Source organism: Massilia sp. UYP32 (genome assembly GCF_050434365.1).
Classification (GTDB): Bacteria; Pseudomonadota; Gammaproteobacteria; order Burkholderiales; family Burkholderiaceae_D; genus Telluria; species Telluria timonae.
Genome location: NZ_JBNDIK010000025.1, coordinates 25,960 through 45,939, shown reverse-complemented (window position 1 = coordinate 45,939; position 19,980 = coordinate 25,960). Strand labels below are relative to the sequence as shown.

General features: G+C 67.2%; 15 protein-coding genes and 7 tRNA genes. 11 read left to right on the top strand and 11 right to left on the bottom strand.

Features of this window, described 5'->3' with window-relative positions:
- Positions 1-69: 69 nt before the first annotated feature.
- On the bottom strand, positions 70-2,949 hold the full coding sequence (locus ABIB42_RS19385; protein WP_429248843.1) for a glycosyl hydrolase 115 family protein: 2,880 nt from the start codon (positions 2,947-2,949) through the stop codon (positions 70-72).
- A gap of 189 nt (positions 2,950-3,138) precedes the next feature.
- Between ABIB42_RS19385 and ABIB42_RS19380 the strand changes: the two genes are divergently transcribed.
- The 7 genes from ABIB42_RS19380 (at position 3,139) to ABIB42_RS19350 (ending at position 8,245) form a co-directional block, all read left to right on the top strand.
- A complete protein-coding gene (locus tag ABIB42_RS19380) occupies positions 3,139-3,348 on the top strand; it encodes a hypothetical protein (protein ID WP_005666742.1) in 210 nt (69 codons plus the stop codon).
- A gap of 1 nt (position 3,349) precedes the next feature.
- Positions 3,350-4,489 carry a methyltransferase gene (locus ABIB42_RS19375; protein ID WP_429248842.1) on the top strand — a complete coding sequence of 380 codons (1,140 nt, stop codon included), beginning with the start codon at positions 3,350-3,352 and terminating at the stop codon, positions 4,487-4,489.
- Between the two features lie 68 nt (positions 4,490-4,557).
- Positions 4,558-4,634, top strand: a tRNA-Met gene (locus ABIB42_RS19370).
- 72 nt (positions 4,635-4,706) lie between these two features.
- Complete coding sequence (locus ABIB42_RS19365; RefSeq protein ID WP_005666738.1) at positions 4,707-4,964, top strand: hypothetical protein; 258 nt, start codon at positions 4,707-4,709, stop codon at positions 4,962-4,964.
- A 28-nt stretch (positions 4,965-4,992) separates the two neighbouring features.
- Positions 4,993-6,402, top strand: a complete 1,410-nt coding sequence (dbpA, locus tag ABIB42_RS19360; protein WP_429248841.1) for an ATP-dependent RNA helicase DbpA — start codon at positions 4,993-4,995, stop codon at positions 6,400-6,402.
- Between the two features lie 134 nt (positions 6,403-6,536).
- Positions 6,537-7,763 (top strand): hypothetical protein, encoded by a 1,227-nt coding sequence (locus ABIB42_RS19355; RefSeq protein ID WP_429248840.1) that lies wholly within the window; start codon positions 6,537-6,539, stop codon positions 7,761-7,763.
- On the top strand, positions 7,760-8,245 hold the full coding sequence (locus ABIB42_RS19350) for a TssQ family T6SS-associated lipoprotein (RefSeq protein WP_429248839.1): 486 nt from the start codon (positions 7,760-7,762) through the stop codon (positions 8,243-8,245). The genes ABIB42_RS19355 and ABIB42_RS19350 overlap by 4 nt, the downstream gene beginning before the upstream one ends.
- 3 nt (positions 8,246-8,248) lie before the next feature.
- Here the strand turns inward: ABIB42_RS19350 and ABIB42_RS19345 are convergent, their stop codons facing one another.
- A complete protein-coding gene (locus ABIB42_RS19345; RefSeq protein ID WP_429248838.1) occupies positions 8,249-9,847 on the bottom strand; it encodes an amidase in 1,599 nt (532 codons plus the stop codon).
- 172 nt (positions 9,848-10,019) lie between these two features.
- Here ABIB42_RS19345 and ilvD point away from each other — a divergent pair, with 172 nt between their 5' ends.
- The gene (gene ilvD, locus ABIB42_RS19340; RefSeq protein WP_429248837.1) at positions 10,020-11,882 is read left to right on the top strand and encodes a dihydroxy-acid dehydratase; all 1,863 of its coding nucleotides are present in this window, start codon (positions 10,020-10,022) and stop codon (positions 11,880-11,882) included.
- Positions 11,883-11,967: 85 nt separating this feature from the next.
- Here the strand turns inward: ilvD and ABIB42_RS19335 are convergent, their stop codons facing one another.
- Complete coding sequence (locus ABIB42_RS19335) at positions 11,968-12,543, bottom strand: elongation factor P (protein ID WP_005666727.1); 576 nt, start codon at positions 12,541-12,543, stop codon at positions 11,968-11,970.
- Between the two features lie 107 nt (positions 12,544-12,650).
- Entirely contained in the window at positions 12,651-13,826 is a 1,176-nt protein-coding gene (earP, locus tag ABIB42_RS19330) for an elongation factor P maturation arginine rhamnosyltransferase EarP (RefSeq protein ID WP_429248836.1), read from the bottom strand.
- Positions 13,827-14,188: 362 nt separating this feature from the next.
- Between earP and ABIB42_RS19325 the strand changes: the two genes are divergently transcribed.
- The 3 genes from ABIB42_RS19325 (at position 14,189) to ABIB42_RS19315 (ending at position 17,382) form a co-directional block, all read left to right on the top strand.
- Positions 14,189-15,100: a hypothetical protein gene (locus tag ABIB42_RS19325; protein WP_005666725.1), complete on the top strand. Its 912-nt coding sequence runs from the start codon at positions 14,189-14,191 to the stop codon at positions 15,098-15,100.
- A gap of 110 nt (positions 15,101-15,210) precedes the next feature.
- Entirely contained in the window at positions 15,211-15,465 is a 255-nt protein-coding gene (locus tag ABIB42_RS19320; RefSeq protein WP_005666724.1) for a hypothetical protein, read from the top strand.
- 24 nt (positions 15,466-15,489) lie between these two features.
- Positions 15,490-17,382, top strand: coding sequence for a S8 family serine peptidase (locus ABIB42_RS19315; RefSeq protein WP_429248835.1), 1,893 nt, complete (start codon positions 15,490-15,492; stop codon positions 17,380-17,382).
- Between the two features lie 122 nt (positions 17,383-17,504).
- On the opposite strand, the gene ABIB42_RS19310 is transcribed toward ABIB42_RS19315, so the two are convergent.
- The 7 genes from ABIB42_RS19310 to gltX all read right to left on the bottom strand — a co-directional run bounded on the left by ABIB42_RS19310 (position 17,505) and on the right by gltX (position 19,965).
- Positions 17,505-17,580, bottom strand: a tRNA-Glu gene (locus tag ABIB42_RS19310).
- Between the two features lie 121 nt (positions 17,581-17,701).
- Positions 17,702-17,777, bottom strand: a tRNA-Glu gene (locus ABIB42_RS19305).
- Positions 17,778-17,852: 75 nt separating this feature from the next.
- Positions 17,853-17,928: transfer RNA gene (locus ABIB42_RS19300), tRNA-Glu, on the bottom strand.
- Between the two features lie 40 nt (positions 17,929-17,968).
- Positions 17,969-18,044, bottom strand: a tRNA-Ala gene (locus tag ABIB42_RS19295).
- 87 nt (positions 18,045-18,131) lie between these two features.
- Positions 18,132-18,207 (bottom strand) — tRNA-Glu (locus ABIB42_RS19290).
- Positions 18,208-18,263: 56 nt separating this feature from the next.
- Positions 18,264-18,339: transfer RNA gene (locus ABIB42_RS19285), tRNA-Ala, on the bottom strand.
- Positions 18,340-18,573: 234 nt separating this feature from the next.
- The gene (gene gltX / locus ABIB42_RS19280; protein ID WP_005666720.1) at positions 18,574-19,965 is read right to left on the bottom strand and encodes a glutamate--tRNA ligase; all 1,392 of its coding nucleotides are present in this window, start codon (positions 19,963-19,965) and stop codon (positions 18,574-18,576) included.
- Positions 19,966-19,980 lie beyond the last annotated feature (15 nt).

The following is a 19,980-nucleotide window of genomic DNA, read 5'->3' as shown; positions in this document are numbered from 1 at the left end:
GGCTTCGCCACGTCAAAAAGGGCAGTCCGCGTCATGCGGACTGCCCTTTTCAGTTAACCACGCCAGTGCTTACAGGCGCGGGCTCTGCGGCGGGCCCAGGTAGCTCGGCTTCAGTCCACCCGCATCGAGCACCAGCTTCTGCACCACCAGGCCCGGATCGAGCGCCCAGAACTTCAGTACATGCTTGCCCGGCTTGGCCAGCTGGTGTTCCGTCGTGAACACCGCCGCCCCATCCGACACGATCTTTTCCCAGAATTTTTCCGACTCGTCCGCATGCACATTGACGATCTGCGGCGTCTCGTCGTCGATCGACACGGCGTAGCGGAAACCGGCGCCCGGCTGGAACTTGAGGGTCGGCGCGAGCGTCACCTGCACTTCTACCCTCCCGCTGCTGACCGTGTTGACGTCGTACTCGAGACGCATGCCCTGCTTCACGTCCAGCGCCGCAGCGGTCACCGGCATCGTCGTCACCCCGGCGTCGGTGCGGCCATGGCCAGGAATCCTGAGCCAGCTGCGGCCCTCGGGCGCCAGCGCACGGGTGTAGTTGCCAGCCTCGATCGACACCACGCCATCGGTCTCGACAAAGCCCTTGGCGCCTTTGGGGATGTCCGCAAGGCGGAGCGGCACATTGACCAGCACGCGCGTATCGTTCGGCCCCGTAATCGTCAGCACGGCCGGCTGCGGCTTGGCCGGCACCTTGTCCCAGCGTACATCGACGGTCACGCGCTGCTCGCCCGTCACCTTGCCGCTCGCCTGGCTCACCACCACCCAGGGTTGATTGGATTCAATGCGGTATTCGAACGGCGCGCTGCCGCGGTTGAAGATGTCGAGGTAGTGCGATTTTCTGGCGTAGGGATCGAAGGTCGGCAAGTCCAGCGCCTTGAGGCCATAGGCGCCCCAGGCCTTGGCGCCGCCCTCGACCGCCACCGACATATTCGCGCCGGCCGGCACGTCGATGCGATGCACCGCCGGCAGCACATTGGCGCGCGGCTGCTCCCAGTTGACGTAGCCGAAGCGGGTCTGCGACATCAGGTGGTTCCACTTGCCGCCCTGGAGCGCATGGTACTGGCGCGCCAGTTCGACGTCGTTCTTGTACAACGCCTGCACGCGCTCGGCCATGTCGTTGGTGGTGGCGCGGAACTGGGTGGCGTAATGGTGATTGAGGCCGGCCGCCACGTACAGCTGGTTCATATTGCTGGACGCCGCGACCGGATATTGCACCAGCTGGAAGAAGGCGTCACGCTGCTCGGGGCGCAGACTGGCCGCCACCCTGCTCGCGCGCTCGGCCAGCGCCGCGTAGTCGCGCGCGATGCGGCCGGCTTCGTCGTAGTGCAGCACGCTGTAGGTGCCCGGCTCGAGCTGCTCGGGCTTGCGGCGGCCATTGAAGCGGGTGTACCCCTCGACCAGCTCGGCGATTTCCACCGCGTGCTCGGCGCCGAACTCGCGCGTGGCCCACAGGCGCAGGTATTCCGGCAGGCGCTCGGCCGGCCAGGCCGCGGGATTCCAGGCATAGGTCAGGAAGAACTCGATCGGCACTTCCATGGGCTTGAGGTCGCCGACGTTGACGATCCACATGCGCTTGGCGTCATACTGCCAGGCCAGGTGCATCTGTTCCCAGATCTTCGGGATCGGCGTCACGTTCAGCCATTTATACGAGCGCGGGCCGCCCACGTAGTCGAAGTGGTAGTAGACGCCGGCCCCGCCCGGACGCGCGCGTTCCTCCGGCGTCGGCAGGCGGCGGATATTGGCCCAGTTGTCGTCGCACCAGAGCAGCAGCACGTCGTCCGGCACGCGCATGCCCTTCTCGTAATAGCCCTGCACTTCCTTGTACAGCGCCCACACCTGCGGCACCTCGCTTGCCGGCTTGCCGGTATCCTGCTCGATCAGCGCGCGCTGGTCGCGCACGATCTTCTGCAGCAGGTCGACGTTGTCTTCCTCTGACATCGGCTCGTCGCCGTCGCCGCGCATGCCCAGGGTGATCACGCGGTCCTGGCCGTGCGAGTTGCGCAAGCCCTGCTTCCAGAACGCCTGCAGCACGCCGGCGTTCTTGCCGTAGTCCCACGGCCCCTTGCCGAAGCGGGCCCACTCGTCGTGCGCGCGCATCATCGGCTCATGGTGCGAGGTGCCCATGATGATGCCCATCTCGTGGGCCAGGCGGCCGTTTTCCGGATCGTCGGCATAGAAGGCCGTGGGCGGCCACATCGCCGGCCACAGGTAGTTGCCGCGCATGCGCAGGATCAGCTCGAACACCTTCTCATAAAAGCGGTGGTTGAAGCCGCCGTATTTTTCCTTGGCCCAGTTGGTCAGCGCGGGCGCCTCGTCGTTCAGGAAGATGCCGCGGTACTGCACCACGGGAGCGTCGCTCACCTTGGTGCCCTGCGCAACGGACAGCGTCGCCCGGCGCGCCGGAACCACGTCGGCCCACCACTTCCACGGCGAGACGCCGATCTGCTCCGACAGGGTGTAGACGCCGAAGATGGCGCCGCGCCGGTCGCTGCCGGCCACCACCAGCGCGCGCGCCACGCCCGGCATCGGGTTGGCGACGGCCTGGATCAGGAAACCTTCCCATTTGCCGCGGATGGCGGCGGCGTCGATCTTGCCCTCGGCGGCGAGGCGGTCGACCAGGGCGCTTTGGCCGAGGGTGCCGACGATGACCACGTTATCCAGCGCGCTGGCGGCGCCGTGCGCGAGGACGGGCCTGGCGCCGGACACCAGCGCAATGTCGCCCTGGAGGTCGGCGACGGCGCGCCGTACGCCCGCATCGTCGTTGGGATCGACCAGCAAGGGCGCGGTGCGGCCCTGGTCCGCCAGCACCACGGCTTGTGCGTTCGCGTCGAAGCGGACGAACTGGCGCTCGCCCAGCGCCCAGGCCGAGGGCGCGGCCAGCACCGCGCATAGTGCCGTCAGTGGCGCGAGGACGCGCCTGAACAGCTTCATTGTCAGTGTCATGAGCTAACCTTGTCTCCAGTTTATTATGTGCATCGCGGTTTGTAATAACAATCTATAACATTCAGTGTTAGCGCGATCATTCGAGTATAGGTTTGGCGATTCTTTCTTGTCAATTCCTGCCTCGCCACCGGGGACGGCCTGGCGACGGGTGTAAAATGCCGCTCTTTCCATTTACACCGTCACCCAACCATGAAGCCCGCCCGCATCCTGACCTTCAAGTGCGCCAAGTGCACCAAGCCGGTCAAAGTCTTCCTCCAGAAAGTGTCCGCCTGCTCGCACATCCAGCCCTACCAGGGCATCTGCGACTGCGGCGAAGTCAAGCGCCACGCGACCGGCAGCCCGGACGCGGTGAAGTCCTATCTCGAGTCGACCGACGGCAACTGGCACCACCATCACTGATATGACGACGCGCATCGAATGGGAGGAAAGCGGCGAGACGCGCTCGGCGCTGTGGCGCTCCGAGAGCGGCTGGCCGGCGCCCAGGAAGGTGGTGCTGGCCGACGACACCATGAGCGCCGACGCCGCCTACCGCCTCGCGCTGGACGGCACCGCCCTGCTCTGGCGCGGCGACTTCCAGAATGCGCGCCAGCTGCTGCAGGCGCTGGTGCGCCGCATCGAGCACAAGGGCGAACGCGGCCGCCGCGCCAAGCCCAGGGCGCCGGCCACGCCGACGGAAGCCTTCCACCGCCACCGCCTGAGCCAGCTCCAGCGCGCGCGCACATTGGCGATGCTATTGATCCCGTTCGAGGCCGACCACGGCATCCCGCTCCGGCGCGCGCCGGATGCGCGCCTGGCCTGCCTGGAAGCCTATGGCCAATCGCCTGAACCATATATTGCGTCGCTGCGCGAACTGCTGGGCGTGATCGGCGCCCACGAGTGGCGCCGCAAGGGCGTCATGATTCCCGCGCTCGACGACCGCATCCACCCCTGGTATGGCGTGTTTTCGCCGGTGCGCGGCGAATACGTCGAGCTGGTGGCGCAGGCGCCGCTGCCCCCTGGCGCGAAAACGGCGTTCGACATCGGCGCCGGCACCGGCGTGCTGTCCGCCGTGCTGGCGCGGCGCGGCCTGCGGGTGGTCGCCACCGACATGGACGCGCGCGCCCTCGGCTGCGCGCGCGAGAACGTCTCGCGCCTCGGCCTGGCCACGCAGGTCGAGGTGGTCCAGGCCGACCTGTTCCCGCAAGGCCGCGCGCCGCTGGTGGTCTGCAATCCGCCCTGGCTGCCCGGCAAGCCGAGTTCGGCGATCGAATACGCGATCTACGATCCCGACAGCCGCATGCTGCGCGGCTTCCTGGGCGGACTGAACGAGCACCTGGAACCCGGCGGCGAAGGCTGGCTGATCATGTCGGATTTCGCCGAACACCTGGACCTGCGCAGCCGCGAGCAACTGCTGGGCTGGATCGCGGACGCGGGGCTGGAAGTCGCCGCGCGCCACGATACGCGCCCGGTGCACGCGCGTGCGAACGATCCGGATGATCCGCTGCATGCGGCGCGATCGAAGGAAGTCACGTCGCTGTGGCGCCTGCGCAGCGCCGGCTGAGCTGCGGGGCCGTTTGGCAGACCCGCATTGCAAATACCGGTTGAAGGCGCTATACTATCGTTCTCAGACGCGGGGTGGAGCAGTCTGGCAGCTCGTCGGGCTCATAACCCGAAGGTCACAGGTTCAAATCCTGTCCCCGCAACCAAATTCAATACGAAGCCCGACTCAACGAGCCGGGCTTTTGTTTTCTGCGGCAGAAAAATGCAGAGGGCAGAGGATGAGAGACAAGAAAGACAACGCAACGTTCGACCTGCCGGGCTTCGAGCCGGCCGCGCCGCTCGTTCCGCTGGCTGGCTCCAATCCCGAGCAACAATCGACGCCCAAACGCACCGGTCCTCGTCCGCGCCGCATCGCGCTCAAGCAAGAGCAGCTTCACCTGCTCGAAGAAACCGACACCACCGGCCTGCCCGTCTGGAAGCGCGACGACAAACTCGACCTGACCGGCCTGCCGGTCTGGGCGCCCGATCCCGAATAGCCCGGCCCTGCCGGCTGGAGGCTTAGCCATGCAATCCGACTCGTTCACCTCGCTGTCCCTCGAACCGCGTTTCCTCGCCAACCTGGCCACGCTCGGCTACCACCACATGACGCAAGTGCAGGCCGAGACCCTGCCGTCGGTGCTGGCGGGACGCGACCTGATCGCCCAGGCCAAGACCGGCAGCGGCAAGACCGCGGCCTTCGGCATCGGCATCCTGAACAAGCTCAATCCGGCCTGGTTCGCGGTGCAGGGCCTGGTGCTGTGCCCGACGCGCGAACTGGCCGACCAGGTCGCGGGCGAATTGCGGCGCCTGGCGCGCGGCGTCGGCAACGTCAAGATCCTGACCCTGACCGGCGGCGTGTCGATGCGTCCGCAGATCGCCTCGCTCGAGCATGGCGCCCACATCGTGGTCGGCACCCCGGGCCGCATCCGCGACCACCTCGGCCGCGCCACGCTCAACCTGTCGAAGGTGCAGACCCTGGTGCTCGACGAAGCCGACCGCATGACCGACATGGGTTTCTATGACGAGATCGCGGGCATCGTCTCGGCCACGCCGGTCCATCGCCAGACCCTGCTGTTCTCGGCCACTTACCCGGACGACATCCGCTTCGCCACCGCCGGTTTTCTGCGCGATCCGCTCGAAGTGAAGGTCGAGGGCCAGCACAGCCTGGAGGCGATCGACCAGCGCTTCTACGAAATCGGCTTCGAAGGCCGCGAGGAAGCGGTCGGCCGCCTGCTCAAGGCGCAGCGTCCGGTGTCGGCCCTCGCCTTCTGCAATACCAAGGCGCGCTGCCGCGAACTGGCCGACAGCCTGCAGGCCCAGGGCTTCTCGGCGCTGGCGCTGTACGGCGAACTGGAACAGCAGGAACGCGACGAGATCCTGGTGCTGTTCAGTAACCGCAGCTGCTCGGTGCTGGTGGCCACCGACGTCGCCGCGCGCGGCCTCGACATCGCCGACCTCGACACCGTGATCAACGTCGACGTCTCGCGCGACCCCGAGGTCCACGTGCACCGGGTCGGCCGCACCGGCCGCGCCGGCGCGAGCGGCATGGCGCACACGCTGGTGGCGCCGAACGAAAAGAAGTGGGTGCGCCTGATCGAGGAGTATCAACACCAGGAAGCGATCTGGGAAAGCCTCGACGCCCTGGGCGAACACCAGGAACCGGCCGCGCCGGCGCCGATGGTCACCCTGTGCGTGGCCGGCGGCAAGAAGGCCAAGCTGCGCCCGGGCGACCTGCTGGGCGCTCTCACGGGCGACGCCGGCCTGACGCGCGAACAGGTCGGCAAGATCAGCATCGGCGAGTTCAGCAGCTATGTGGCGCTGGAACGCAGCGTGGCGGCGGCCGCGGTCGCACGCCTGGGCGAAGGCGCCGCGCCCGGTCCCGGCTTCGGCGCCATCAAGGGACGCTGGTTCAAGATGCGCTTCGTGGAAGTCTGAAGCGCCGCCCCGCGCCTGCATTTGTAACTGGCGCGCACGGTTGAGCGGGGCAGCGCCATTCCTGGCGCAAATCTGGCATCATTTGCAACAAATAAACATTCACCGGACGCCGTTCCAGCGTCCGCCACGATGCCATGATGAGTCCCGACACCGCAGCACAGCAACTCGACGGCCGTACCGTCCGCGAAATCGTCGAGCACAATCACGAGATGGTCAGCGAAGCCTGGTGCCGCCGTATCGTGCGCCAGGTGCTGCAATCGCTCGAGGTGCAATACGGCATGCGCATGCCGCACCGCGTGATCACGCCCGACACCCTGCTCATCCTCGATTCGGGCGATCCCATGCTGTTGCCCAGCTCGGACGAAGAACCCGATCCCGACGCGCTGCCCGAGATCGAGGCGCGCGACGTGCACGACCTGGCGGCCGTGGTCCACTACGCCGTCACGCTCGACCTCGCGCCCACCACGCCGCTGCGCGGCCGCCCGCTCGGCGAGTACAGCGAGTCCTTCATCGAGGCCATCGACCGCTGCCTGGCGCCCGACCCGGCCGCGCGGCCGCGCACCATCGAACAGATGCGCGAACTGCTGGGCATTGTGGTGCTCGCGCCACCACCGCCACCACCGTTCGACGACGCCGCGCCGCTGCCGCCCGATGAAGACGAGGCCGCGCCGGCGCCGCCGGCAGCGCCCGCCGTCGAGCCCGCCGTGGAGCAAACCATCGCGCCCGCGCCCTCGTTCGCTCCACCGCCTGCGCCGGTCCACGTGCCCCGGACCCGCTCCGCGCCCGATCCGGCCGCGTCCCCTGCGGCCACCCAACGCCCGCGGCGCTGGCTGCTCATCGGCATCGTCGCGCTGGTCGTCGTCGGGGCCCTGCTCGCCCTGTTCGCGCTGCTGCGCCAGGCCGATTCCAGCGATGCGCTGGCCCTGTCCGTGCCGCCCGCCCTCGAAGACCCCTACAACGCTTCCGAGGCGCCGCTGGTGACGCTGCCGCAGGCGCCCGAGGCCCGGCTGGAAGGCCCGGTGATCGACGAAACGGCGTCCGGCGCGCCGCTCGCCGCGCCGCCCGCGCCCGACGCGGTGGTGCCGCCCACCGCGGTCCAGCTGGCGCCCAAGGGCACGCCGCCCGAGGCGGCGGTCGCCGGCACCACGTATACCCTGGCGGTCAAGCCCTGGGGCACGATCGTCGTCGACGGCGTCGAGCGCGGCGCCAGCCCGCCGCTCAGGCGCATCACGCTGCCGCCGGGCGAGCATACGATCCGCATCGTCAACCCGAGCTTCCCGGAACACACCGTCACCGTGCACTCGGTGGAAGGCCAGTCGGGCACGATCGAACTTGATTTCACCGAGGAGAGAGCACAGTGAGCATCGTCACCATGAGCCGGACGGCCGCGCTGGCCGCGCTGGCCGCAGCCACGTTGGCGGGCTGCGCCCAGTTCGGCCCCATGTTCGGCGGCCAGGAGAAGGCGCGACCGCATCCCCGCGCGGACGGGGGCAAGCCGCGCGCCCAGCGCGCGCAGCAGGCGAACCGGCCCGCCACGCCGGCGTCCAGGCGCGACGACGTCGCGCTGCGCGAAGGCATCGCCCTGTATGACAAGGGCGACTACGACGGCGCGATCCGGCGCCTGAACGGCGGCGACATGAACGGCGCCGGCCAGCGCGAGCGGCTGACCGCCCTCAAATACACCGCCTTCAGCTATTGCGTGACGGGCCGCCAGGCGCTGTGCCGCCAGACTTTCGACCGCGCCTTCAAGCTCGACCCTTCCTTCGATCTCGGTCCCGGCGAGCATGGGCACCCGCAATGGGGGCCCGTGTTCGCGCAGGCGCAGCAGGCGGCCAGGCGCTAGGCGTCATACCCTGATGTGCGCCGCATAGGTCGGCGCGCGACGGCGCCGGCCGGCCTGTTCGTAGGCATAGGCCATCGCGATCAGCGCCGGCTCGCTCCAGGCCTTGCCGACGAAGGACAGGCCGACCGGCAGCCCGTGCAGCAGGCCGGCCGGCACCGTGACGTGCGGATACCCGGCCACCGCCGCCGGCGACGAAAAGCTGGCGCCGTAATGGTCGCCGTTGATGTAGTCGGTGAGCCAGGCCGGTCCGCCGGTCGGCGCCACCAGGGCGTCGAGCTTGCGGTCGCGCAGCACCTGCTCCAGTCCCTTGTCGCGCGCATAGCGCCGGTTGTTGGCCAGCGCCTTCACGTAGTCGCGCGCCTCCAGGCCGCCCTTCGACTGGGCCGCGATCAGGTGTTCCTGGCCGAAGTGCGGCATCTCGCGCCTGGCGTTGCGCAGGTTGAACTCGATGATGTCGGCCATGGTCTTGACCGGCGCGTGCGGCGCATAGGCCGCCAGCCAGGCCTCGAGGTCGGGCCGGAATTCGTGCAGCAGCACCGTCAGCTCGGTCTCGTCGTACTTGTCGCTGTTGGGGATCGTGACGTCTTCCAGGATCGCGCCCTGCTCGCGCAGCAGGCTCAGCTCTTTCTCGATCAGCGCGTTCACGCCGTCGTTGGCGCCGAAGAAGTCGCGCGCCACGCCCAGGCGCTTGCCGCGCAGGCCGTCCTTGCGCAGGAAGCTCGCATAGTTGACGCGCGGCGCCTTGGCGGTGACGCCGTCTTGCGGATCGGGACCGGCCAGCGCGCCCAGCAGGAAGGCGGCGTCGGCCACGCTGCGCGTCATCGGGCCGGCCGTGTCCTGCGAGTGCGCGATCGGGATGATGCCGGCGCGGCTGACCAGGCCCAGCGTCGGCTTGATGCCGACGATGCCGCAGCTGGAACTGGGCGAGACGATCGAGCCGTCGGTCTCGGTGCCCACCGCCAGCGTGGCCAGGCTGGCCGCCATCGCCGCCGCCGAGCCGGAACTGGAACCGCTGGTGTTGCGGTCGAGCGCATACGGGTTGCGGGTCTGGCCGCCGCGCGCGCTCCAGCCGCTGGTCGAGCGCACCGAGCGCATGTTCGCCCATTCCGACAGATTGGTCTTGCCGAGGATGACGGCCCCGGCAGTGCGCAGCCGCGCGACCAGGTGGGCGTCGCGCGCGGCGCGCACGCCGTCCAGCGCCAGCGATCCGGCGGTGGTGCACATCTTGTCGCCGGTGGCGATATTGTCCTTCAGGAGCACCGGGATGCCGTGCAGCGGGCCGCGCAGCTTGCCGGCCTTGCGCTCGCGGTCGCGCTCGCGGGCGATGGCGAGGGCGTCGGGGTTCAGCTCGATCACCGAACGCAGGCGCGGGCCGGCGCGGTCGACGGCCTCGATGCGGGCCAGGTAACGCGTGGCGAGGCCGTGCGCCGTCAGCTTGCCGGCGCGCATGGCCTGCTGCTGGCGCTGCACGCCGGCTTCGAGCATCGGATCGGGTGCGAATTTCGACGCGGGCGGCTTTTGCGCGGGCGCCGCCAGTGTCACGCCAGATGTTCCCGCCGCCGCGGCCGCCAAACCCAGTCGTACAAAATCCCTGCGCTCCATGCCCCGCCACTCCATGTATAACAAAGCAATAGCATAGCAGCATGATGGCCGGGTTCGCAGGGTTGTGTGATACGCAGAACCACTTACAGCCTAGACGATCATATATTGGACAAATCCAGCTCCACCCTTCACCCTGATGCCATCATTGTTTTTTGCATCGCAGGAGCACCCCATGCCGACTTACCGTTCTCGCACCACCACCCAGGGCCGCAATATGGCCGGAGCCCGCGCCCTGTGGCGCGCCACCGGCATGAAGGACGACGACTTCGAGAAGCCGATCATCGCCGTCGTCAATTCCTTCACCCAGTTCGTGCCCGGCCATGTGCACCTGAAAGACCTGGGCCAGCTGGTCGCGCGCGAGATCGAAGCGGCCGGCGGCGTGGCCAAGGAATTCAACACGATCGCGGTCGACGACGGCATCGCCATGGGCCATGGCGGCATGCTGTACTCGCTGCCCTCGCGCGACCTGATCGCCGACTCGGTCGAGTACATGGTCAATGCCCACTGCGCCGACGCCATGGTATGCATCTCGAACTGCGACAAGATCACGCCCGGCATGCTGATGGCGGCGATGCGCCTGAACATCCCGACCGTGTTCGTCTCGGGCGGCCCGATGGAAGCCGGCAAGGTGGTCAAGGTCGTCAACAACGACCGCAAGGTGATCAAGCTCGACCTGATCGACGCCATGATCAAGGCCGGCGACGCCAGCGTGTCCGACGCCGAGGTGGCGGAAGTGGAACGCTCGGCCTGCCCGACCTGCGGCTCGTGTTCCGGCATGTTCACCGCCAACTCGATGAACTGCCTCACCGAGGCGCTCGGGCTGTCCTTGCCGGGCAACGGCACCATCGTCGCCACCCATGCCGACCGCAAGGAGCTGTTCCTGCGCGCCGGGCGCCTGATCGTGGAACTGGCGAAACGCCATTACGAGGGCGACGATTATTCGGTGCTGCCGCGCTCGATCGCCACCAAGGCCGCGTTCGAGAACGCGATGGCGCTCGACGTCTCGATGGGCGGCTCGACCAATACCGTGCTGCACCTGCTGGCCGCCGCGCACGAGGCGCAAGTCGAGTTCACGATGGCCGACATCGACCGCATCTCGCGCCAGGTGCCCTGCCTGTGCAAGGTCGCGCCGATGACCGATAAATTCCACATCGAGGACGTCCATCGCGCCGGCGGCATCACCGCGATCCTGGGCGAACTGGCGCGCGCGGGCCTGCTCGACACCTCGCTGCCGACCGTGCACAGCCCCAGCATCGGCGCCGCGATCGAGAAATACGACATCAAGCGCAGCGACGATCCCGACGTGCACCGCTGGTTCCGCGCGGCGCCGGGCGGCGTGCCGACCCAGGTGGCGTTCTCGCAATCGGAGCGCTACGAACAGAACGACCTCGACCGCACCAGCGGCTGCATCCGCGACCGCGCGCACGCCTACTCGCAGGACGGCGGCCTGGCGGTCCTGTACGGCAACATCGCGGAGAAGGGCTGCATCGTCAAAACCGCCGGCGTGGACGAAAGCATCCTGAAGTTCTCGGGCAAGGCGCGCGTGTTCGAGAGCCAGGACGCGGCGGTGGAAGCGATCCTGGGCGACACGGTGCATGCGGGCGACGTGGTCATCATCCGCTACGAAGGCCCGAAAGGCGGACCGGGCATGCAGGAGATGCTGTACCCGACCTCGTACATCAAGTCGAAGGGCCTGGGCAAGGCCTGCGCGTTGTTCACCGACGGACGCTTCTCGGGCGGCTCGTCGGGCCTGGTGATCGGCCACGCCTCGCCGGAAGCGGCGGAAGGCGGCGCCATCGGGCTGGTGGAAGAAGGCGACCTGATCGACATCGACATCCCGGCGCGCACGATCGACCTGCGCGTGACGGCCGAAGAGCTGGCGCACCGGCGCGCGGCGATGGAGGCGCGCGGCCAGGATGCGTGGCAACCGGTCGACCGCGAGCGCTACGTGTCGCAGGCGCTGCAGGCGTATGCGGCGCTGACGACGTCGGCCGACCGCGGCGCGGTGCGCGACCTGTCGCAGCTGCGGCGTTGAGGGCGGCAGGCCAGCGCGCGTCGCTGGCCCGCATGGACGAAAAAAAACGCTGCCGAGGCAGCGTTTTTTCTTGACCAGCCGGTGCTTAGTTACGCACGACTTTCTTGTACTCGTTGGTACGGGTGTCGATTTCGATCGTGTCGTCCTGGCTCACGAACAGCGGCACCATGATGGTGTGCTGGTGGGCTTCGATCGCGTTCTCCAGCTTGGCTTCCTTCAGGACGTTGCCCGAGGTGTTGCCCTTGACGGCTGGCTCCGAGTACACGATCTGGCGTGCGATGATGGTCGGCAGTTCGACCGAGATGGCCTTGCCGTCGTAGAACACGGCTTCGCATTCCATACCGTCTTTCAGGTAGTGCAGCGCGTCGCCCAGGTTCTCTTCTTCGATTTCGTACTGGTTGTACTCTTCGTCCATGAAGACGTACAGCGGGTCGGCGAAGTACGAGTAGGTGACCGGCTTCTTGTCCAGCACGACCACGTCGAACTTGTCGTCGCCGCGGAACACGTTTTCCAGCGGAGCGTTGGTCAGAAGATTCTTCATCTTCCACTTGTAGGTGAAGCCGGTGCGGCTCGAGCCGTTGACGTCGGAACGCAGCACGATGAATGGCTTCTCATCAACCATGATGATGTTACCAACACGAATTTCTTTTGCGGGTTTCATAGGTATTTTACGTAAAAAGATAGTTGCATTAAATCATCGCGGGCTGGTGACTGAGCGCCTCGGAACCTGCGTTTGATCGTCGGAATCCGTTAGAAACTAACCGGGCATTATACTCGGTTTTCAGGTGCCTGCCCCAGCTCGCGCACGAAATCGAGCAGCTTCGTCGCCAAATCGCCATGGGCGGTGACCTGGTCGCGCCAGGCTTCGGCCTGCTGCGCGATACGCGGCAGCTCGGCTTCCAGCGCGGCCCAGGCGCCCCGCCAGTCGACGACCTCGCGCGCCCCGTTCCAGCCGAGCATGAAAGCGTCCAGCGCCGGCAGCGCCGGCGCATAGGCCTGCAGGAAGGCGCGCAGCTTCTTGTGGTGCAGCTGCTCGTCCTGCGGGTAGATGTGCCAGACGAAGGGGCGCCCCGCCCACTGGGCGCGCACCCAGGAATCCTCGCCGCGCACGAAGTTCAGGTCGCAGGACCACAGCAGCAGGTCGTAGTCGTCCTGCGGCACGAAGGGCAGCACTTTCACCGTCAGGGCGCCGCGGGTGGCGCCCGCGCCGGCCACCGCCGCGCCGCCGAGGAAAGCCTCGACCTGAGCCCGCGCCACGCCTTCCGGCACCAGGCACAGCGTCGGCTGCGCCGCCTCGCGCCAGGCCCCGAACATGCCGTCCACCGGCGCCTCGGGATAGCAGAACAGCGACACCTTGCGCCGGGCCGCCTCCCCTGCTCCCACCCCGAAGCGCGCCAGGAAGGCGGCGGCCTGGGCCGGATCGCGCTGGAAGGCGCGGCGGCGCGCGTCGAGGCCGGCCTCGCACAGCAGGCCGCCGGTGCGCTCGTTAAAGCCGGGGAAGTAGAAGTGCTTGGTCAGCTTCAGCCGTGGATGCATCGACGGCAGCCGGTGGCAGCCCTCGACCCACTCCTCGGCCGTCAAGCCTTCGTAGTTGATCCATACCGGACGCGGCGTGCGCGCCGCCATCGCCTCGACCCAGGCCGGCGGCAGCTCGCAGCCGAAGAACTCGATCACGACGTCGGGGATGTCGCCGACGCCATACAGGCCGTCCTGGCCGCGCCAGTGGCGTACGGCGACGCCCTGCACCGCCTGCGCCGCGGCGCCCGGATCGACTTGCGGACAGATGCGGCGAAAGCTCGCCAGGTCGTCCACCCACAGCGTGACCGCCGCCCCGTGTTCGTGGCGCAACTGGCGCGCCAGGCGCCAGCAGATGCCGATGTCGCCGTAATTGTCGACGACCTTGCAAAAGATGGCCAGCGACGGCGCGGAAAAATTCTGGAACATGGGTAAACAGTGTGCCCGTCAGGCCGCGGTGGCAGGGGCCGCCATTCTAACGCCATCCGACGAAATATCCATGAGCACAGTGCAATCCGCGAAGAAACTGGGGTGTTTCTGGCGCGCGTCTGCGTTATCGCAATGACCAAAACCGAAGTGCGCCTCGATCTCCAGGAGGCAAAAACTTCGCTATCGACGCCCGGTCGAACGCCTACCTGCAGGGAAGGCGGCCTCGATGGCAGCCTTTCCTGCCCTTCGCCTCGCTCCATCGGTATTGCGGTGGCGCGAACAATGTGAACACGGCCGACCGTGGCGAGCGCCAACCCGCTTTCTGCCCGCCGCGATACGGCCGACTACCTGGAGGAGTTACCATGAACGAGTATCAACAAGCAGGCTACCCACAACAATTCGGACCACAGCAGTTTGCACCGCAATCGCTGGGCAGCATGTTCGGCGCGCCACTGGGCGGCCTGATCGGCCGCGGCATCGGCGGCCTGTTCAACAATTCCGGCCTGGGCGGCCGCATCGGCGAGACGGCCGGCGGCTTCCTGGGTCGTTTTTCGCCGTTGTCGGCCGATCCGTCGGGCGGCCTCGGCGCGCAACTGGACCCGCAACAACTGCAAGAACTGCAGCAGCTCCAGCAATTGCAGCAGATGCAGCAGATGCAACAGCAGCAAGGCCAGTTGACCCCGCAAGGCGGCTTCTTCGGCAACCTGATCAGCACGATCGGCAAGCCGGCCGGCTCCCTCATCGGCAACCTGACCGGCAACCGCACCCTGGGGAACATCATCAGCGAAGGCTCCAGCTTCGGGCGCTATGTGCCGTTCGGGGCTGACGCCCAAGGCCAGCAACAAGGCCAGCAAGCGTCGTCGCCACTGGTCCAGCTGCAGCAGCTGCAAGTGCTGCAACAGCAACTGCAGCAAACGCTGCAGCAAGTCCAGCAGCAACAAGCGGTGCTGCAACAGCAAGTCGCCCAGCAAGGCGGCCAGCAAGGCGGCCAGATCGCCCCGCAAGGCTGGCTCAGCAATGCCATCACCCAATACGCTCGTCCGGTCGGCGGCTTCATCGGCGAGCAGCTCGGCAACCAGGGCCTGGGCGCCGCGATCGGCAACGTCGCCAGCCAGCTGGGCCGCTACGTGCCGCTCGGGGTCGATCCCTACAGCCAGCAACAGTTCGGCCAGCAGCAGTTCGGCCAGCAACCACTGGGCCAGCAGTTCGGTGGCCAGCAAATGCCATATGGCGGCCAGCAGATGCCTTACGGCGGCCAGCAAACCGTGCACTAAACCAGGCGCCGAACGCTTGATCCGCAACGCGTAACGCCTATTGCCTAACGATGTGCGCCGGTCTGCCGCGGGCATGCGCCAGCGGCAGACCGGCATTCAGGAGCCTCTCCATGCCGGCATCCCTGCCTCCCACGCTCGGCCGCTACATTGTGCGCGCCGCCAACGATGACAACGCGCTCGCGACGTTTCTCGCGACCCTTGGCGCCGAACCAGGCGTGCAATTGGTCGACATTATCGGCCCCTCTTCCGGGCCGCCGCACACGGCCGTCGTCGAGACCGACGCGCCGACCGCCGAACGGCTGCGGCAACAGACTCTCCACCAGTTAACGATCGAACCGGACCAGCCGCTCTCGCTCTCCGACTGAGCGGCCCCGGGCAAAGGACATCCCATGCCAAAACATACGAAAGGCTCCGCCGGCGAAGCCCAGGAGACGCCCAACCCGACTCCTGACGGCGCAGGAGCCAAACGCACCACGGCGGGCGCCATCAATGGCGCCTCGGCCATCGCACGCGGCCGACCGGTCGCCGAGCGCAAGAAAAAATACCTGGTCGCGCCACGCGCGGCGCTCACCGGCGCCTTCGGCGCCAGCAGCTGGGTCGCGCCGCTGGGCCTGTCGGCCGTCCAGCAGGCCCTGCACGCCCTGCCCGACATCGACGTGGTCGACACCATCACCACCCGCGGCGGCATGGCGCCGGCCGGCTTCGGCCCGTCCGCCATGGGCGAACCGGCCGACGGCGTGGTGGTGGCGCGCATGACCGACCAGAAGGCGGGCGAACTGCTCCAGCGCGGCCAGGGCCAGCTGCTGGTCGAGCGCGACCAGCACCTGGAACTGCTCGACCCCATGCTGCGCCGCCCCGACCTCGTCAGTTCGCTGACGCCCTACCAGGGACCGCAGGCCGAGCTGCTGCTCGCCGTGGTCGGCAAGGACGGCGCCCCGCTGCCCGATGTCGAAGTCTCGCTGTTCGGCGGAGCACTGCCGAGCTCCGCGGTAACCGGCCCCGACGGGGTGGCCCATCTGCGCCTGTATGGCGAAGACGCGCACACGATCAGCGGCCTGTACGTCAAGCCGCGCACCGATTACTGGAGCCTCTACCAGCGCGACCCCGACCTGAGCCTGGACGAACCGAACGTCGTCATGCTGCGCCCGCTGGCCGATTGGGCGGCGCTGAGGGGCCTGCCGCAGCAGAGCGCCATGGGCTGGGGCGCCCGCGCCATGCGTCTCGACCAGGTGCCCCAGCAATTCCGCGGCCGCGGCATCAAGATCGCCGTCATCGACTCCGGCGCCGCCACCACGCATGGCAACCTCAACCAGATCCATGCCGGCTTCGACGTCGTCAACAAGAACGTCGACCGCTCCACCTGGAACGTCGACACGCTCGGGCACGGCTCGCACTGCGCCGGGGTGATCGCCGCCGCCGATCCGGCCTGGGGCATACGCGGCTTCGCGCCCGAGGCCGAGATCCACGTCTGCAAGCTGTTCCCCGGCGGCCAGGTCAGCCAGTTGATCGACGCACTCGAGTACTGCATCGAACAGGGGATCGACGTCGTCAACATGAGCCTGGGCGGCGGATCGCCGTCCGAAGCGCTGGAGCGGCAAATCGTGCGCGCCAAGCAGGCCGGCGTCGCCTGCATCGCCGCGGCCGGCAACTCGGCCGCGGCCGTCCAGTACCCGGCGTCGTCGCCGCATGTGCTGGCGGTGGCGGCGATCGGCAAGATCGGCGAATTCCCGCCCGACAGCTACCATGCCGAAACCATCGGCCCGGACAGCGATATGCAGGGTTACTTTACGGCCAAGTTCAGCTGCTTCGGGCCGCAGGTCGACGTCTGCGCGCCAGGCGTGGCCGTGGTGTCGTCGGTTCCCCCCAATAACTTCGCGGCCTGGGATGGCACCTCGATGGCGGCGCCCCACGTCACCGGTCTTGCGGCCCTGGTGCTGGCGCACCGTCCCGAGTTCCAGTCGATGTCGCTGCCGCGCTCGCCAGAACGGGTCGAGCGCCTGTTCCAGGTCTTGCGAATGAGCGCGCGCCCCGTCACCCTCAGCGACCCGACCAGGATAGGTTATGGCTTGCCGGACGCGCTGGTGGCGCTGGGCCTGCCTGTGGCGCAACCGGGCATGGCGTGGCAGAGTGCGGCCGCCGGCTTCGGCATTCCCGCCGGGATGTTCGGGGCGCCGCCAGGCGATGGCGCACGCCTGGGACTGGGAGCGCCCGGCCTCGGCGCCGCGGGCCAGGCGGGAGCGATGCAATATCCATTTGGGGGAGTAAGGCTGGCGGGGTGGTGACGCCGCCCAGACGCTGAGGGCCGTCGGGAAGGCGGCCCCGGGACGGCATCCACATCGCCGCACGCAGGCCACAAAAGAAAAACCGGAGCCCCGCTGTCGCGGCCGGCTCCGGCTTTCTGTATTGGCGTCCCCACGGGGATTCGAACCCCGGTACTCACCGTGAAAGGGTGATGTCCTAGGCCTCTAGACGATGGGGACCTAAAACTGTACTGCTACTACTCTACTACCACGCCGCCCATGCGGGCGCACTTCTGCCGGCACAATAGAAAAACCGGAGCACCTCTCCGCGCATGCGCGTTGGTCTACTCCGGTTTTAAGCTGGCGTCCCCACGGGGATTCGAACCCCGGTACTCACCGTGAAAGGGTGATGTCCTAGGCCTCTAGACGATGGGGACCTAAAACTGCACAAAACTTAAACTACCGACTACCTTGCCATGCGCCGCCGCTGGCGCGGCGCATTGCCAAATTCTTGGCGTCCCCACGGGGATTCGAACCCCGGTACTCACCGTGAAAGGGTGATGTCCTAGGCCTCTAGACGATAGGGACCCTAGTAACTTCCGATACTGCCAACTGCTGTTTTCCATCGTGGTGGAGGTAAGCGGGATCGAACCGCTGACCTCTTGCATGCCATGCAAGCGCTCTCCCAGCTGAGCTATACCCCCTACGAGAAAACAACATTTTACTACACTGTTACTGCTTCGACTAGTGCCGCTTGCGCTGCCTTCGTCCGGTCATTCTTGCCAGTTACCTGGCGTCCCCACGGGGATTCGAACCCCGGTACTCACCGTGAAAGGGTGATGTCCTAGGCCTCTAGACGATAGGGACCGGGAACAACCGCTTACTGCTTTTACTGCTCTACTACCTTACTGCCACTTCAGAGTTGGTGGAGGTAAGCGGGATCGAACCGCTGACCTCTTGCATGCCATGCAAGCGCTCTCCCAGCTGAGCTATACCCCCGCAGCGCTGAAGTGCGAGCATTATATAGGACGACCTTGCATTTCGCAAAGTCCGTTTTGAGCGTTTGTGTTCGGCGCCATTCAACGTCTTTTCTTGCGGTGGGTCGGCGGGTCTTTCCGCCGACGCGGTGATCGCTATCGGCGCCGCTATCGCGCCGGATGACCTGGCTGCCAACCATCGCCGCGTGGACGGGGAACCCGTCCACCCTATAGTGCGTCCCGGACACGCGATGTATTACAGGCCCTTCTGCACGCGCGCCAGCACGACGTCACGCCCGAACAGTTCCAGCACCGCATCGATCGCCGGCGTCTGCAGCTGGCCCGTCAACAGCAGGCGCAGCGGCATGGCCAGTTGCGGCATCTTGAGGCTGTGGGCGGCGAGCACTTCCTTGAGCATGGCCGCCAGCGCCGCCTTGTTCCAGTCCACGGTGGCAGAGCGCTCGGCAAAAGTGCCCAGCGCGGCGCGCACGGCGTCGGTCAGGTGCAGGGCCAGCAATTCAGGATCCGGCTGCGGATCGCGGTAGAACAACATCGCCGCATCGGCCAGCTCGTTGATCGTGTTGACGCGCTCCTTCATCAGGCCCAGCACGGTCGGCAGCGCCGGGGCGCCATCGAAGCGCGCGCCGTCGCGCTCCAGCTTCGGCAGCGCCAGCTGCGCCAGGCGCTCGTTGTCGGTCTGCTTGATATAGTGGTTGTTCAGCCAGCCCAGCTTTTCGGGGTTGAACTGGGCCGCCGATGCGGTCAGGTGTTCCAGGTTGAACCACTCGGTGAACTGCTGCATCGAGAAGATCTCGTCGTCGCCGTGGCTCCAGCCCAGGCGCGCCAGGTAGTTCAGCATTGCTTCCGGCAGATAGCCCTGCTCCGGATATTCCATCACGCTCACCGCGCCGTGGCGCTTGGACAGCTTCTGGCCGTCGGCGCCCAGGATCATCGGCAGGTGGCCGTACTGCGGCAGCTCGGCGCCGAGCGCGCGCAGGATGTTGATCTGGCGCGGGGTGTTGTTGACGTGGTCGTCGCCGCGCAGCACGTGGGTGATCTTCATGTCCCAGTCGTCGACCGCGACGCAGAAGTTATAGGTCGGCGTGCCGTCCGGACGCGCGATGACCAGGTCGTCCAGCTCCTTGTTGCCGATCGTGATCGGCCCTTTGACCACGTCCGTCCAGGTCACTTCGCCGTCGAGCGGGTTCTTGAAGCGCACCACCGGCTTGACGCCTTCAGGCACGGCGGGCAGGGTCTTGCCCGGCTCCGGACGCCAGGTGCCGTCGTAGCGCGGCTTTTCGCCGGCCGCGCGCATGCGCTCGCGCATCGCCTCGACTTCTTCCGGCGAGCAGTAGCACAGATAGGCGGTGCCGGCGTCCAGCATGCCCTTGACCACCTCGCGATAGCGGTCCATGCGCTGCATCTGGTAGAACGGGCCTTCGTCGTGCTCCAGGCCCAGCCACTTCATGCCGTCCAGGATCGCCTGCACCGCTTCCGGCGTCGACCGTTCGAGGTCGGTGTCCTCGATGCGCAGGATGAAGGTGCCGCCGAAGTGGCGGGCATAGGCCCAGGAATACAGCGCGGTGCGCGCGCCGCCCAGGTGGAGGTAGCCGGTCGGGCTGGGAGCGAATCGGGTGCGAACGGTCATGGCAGAAAGCAATCA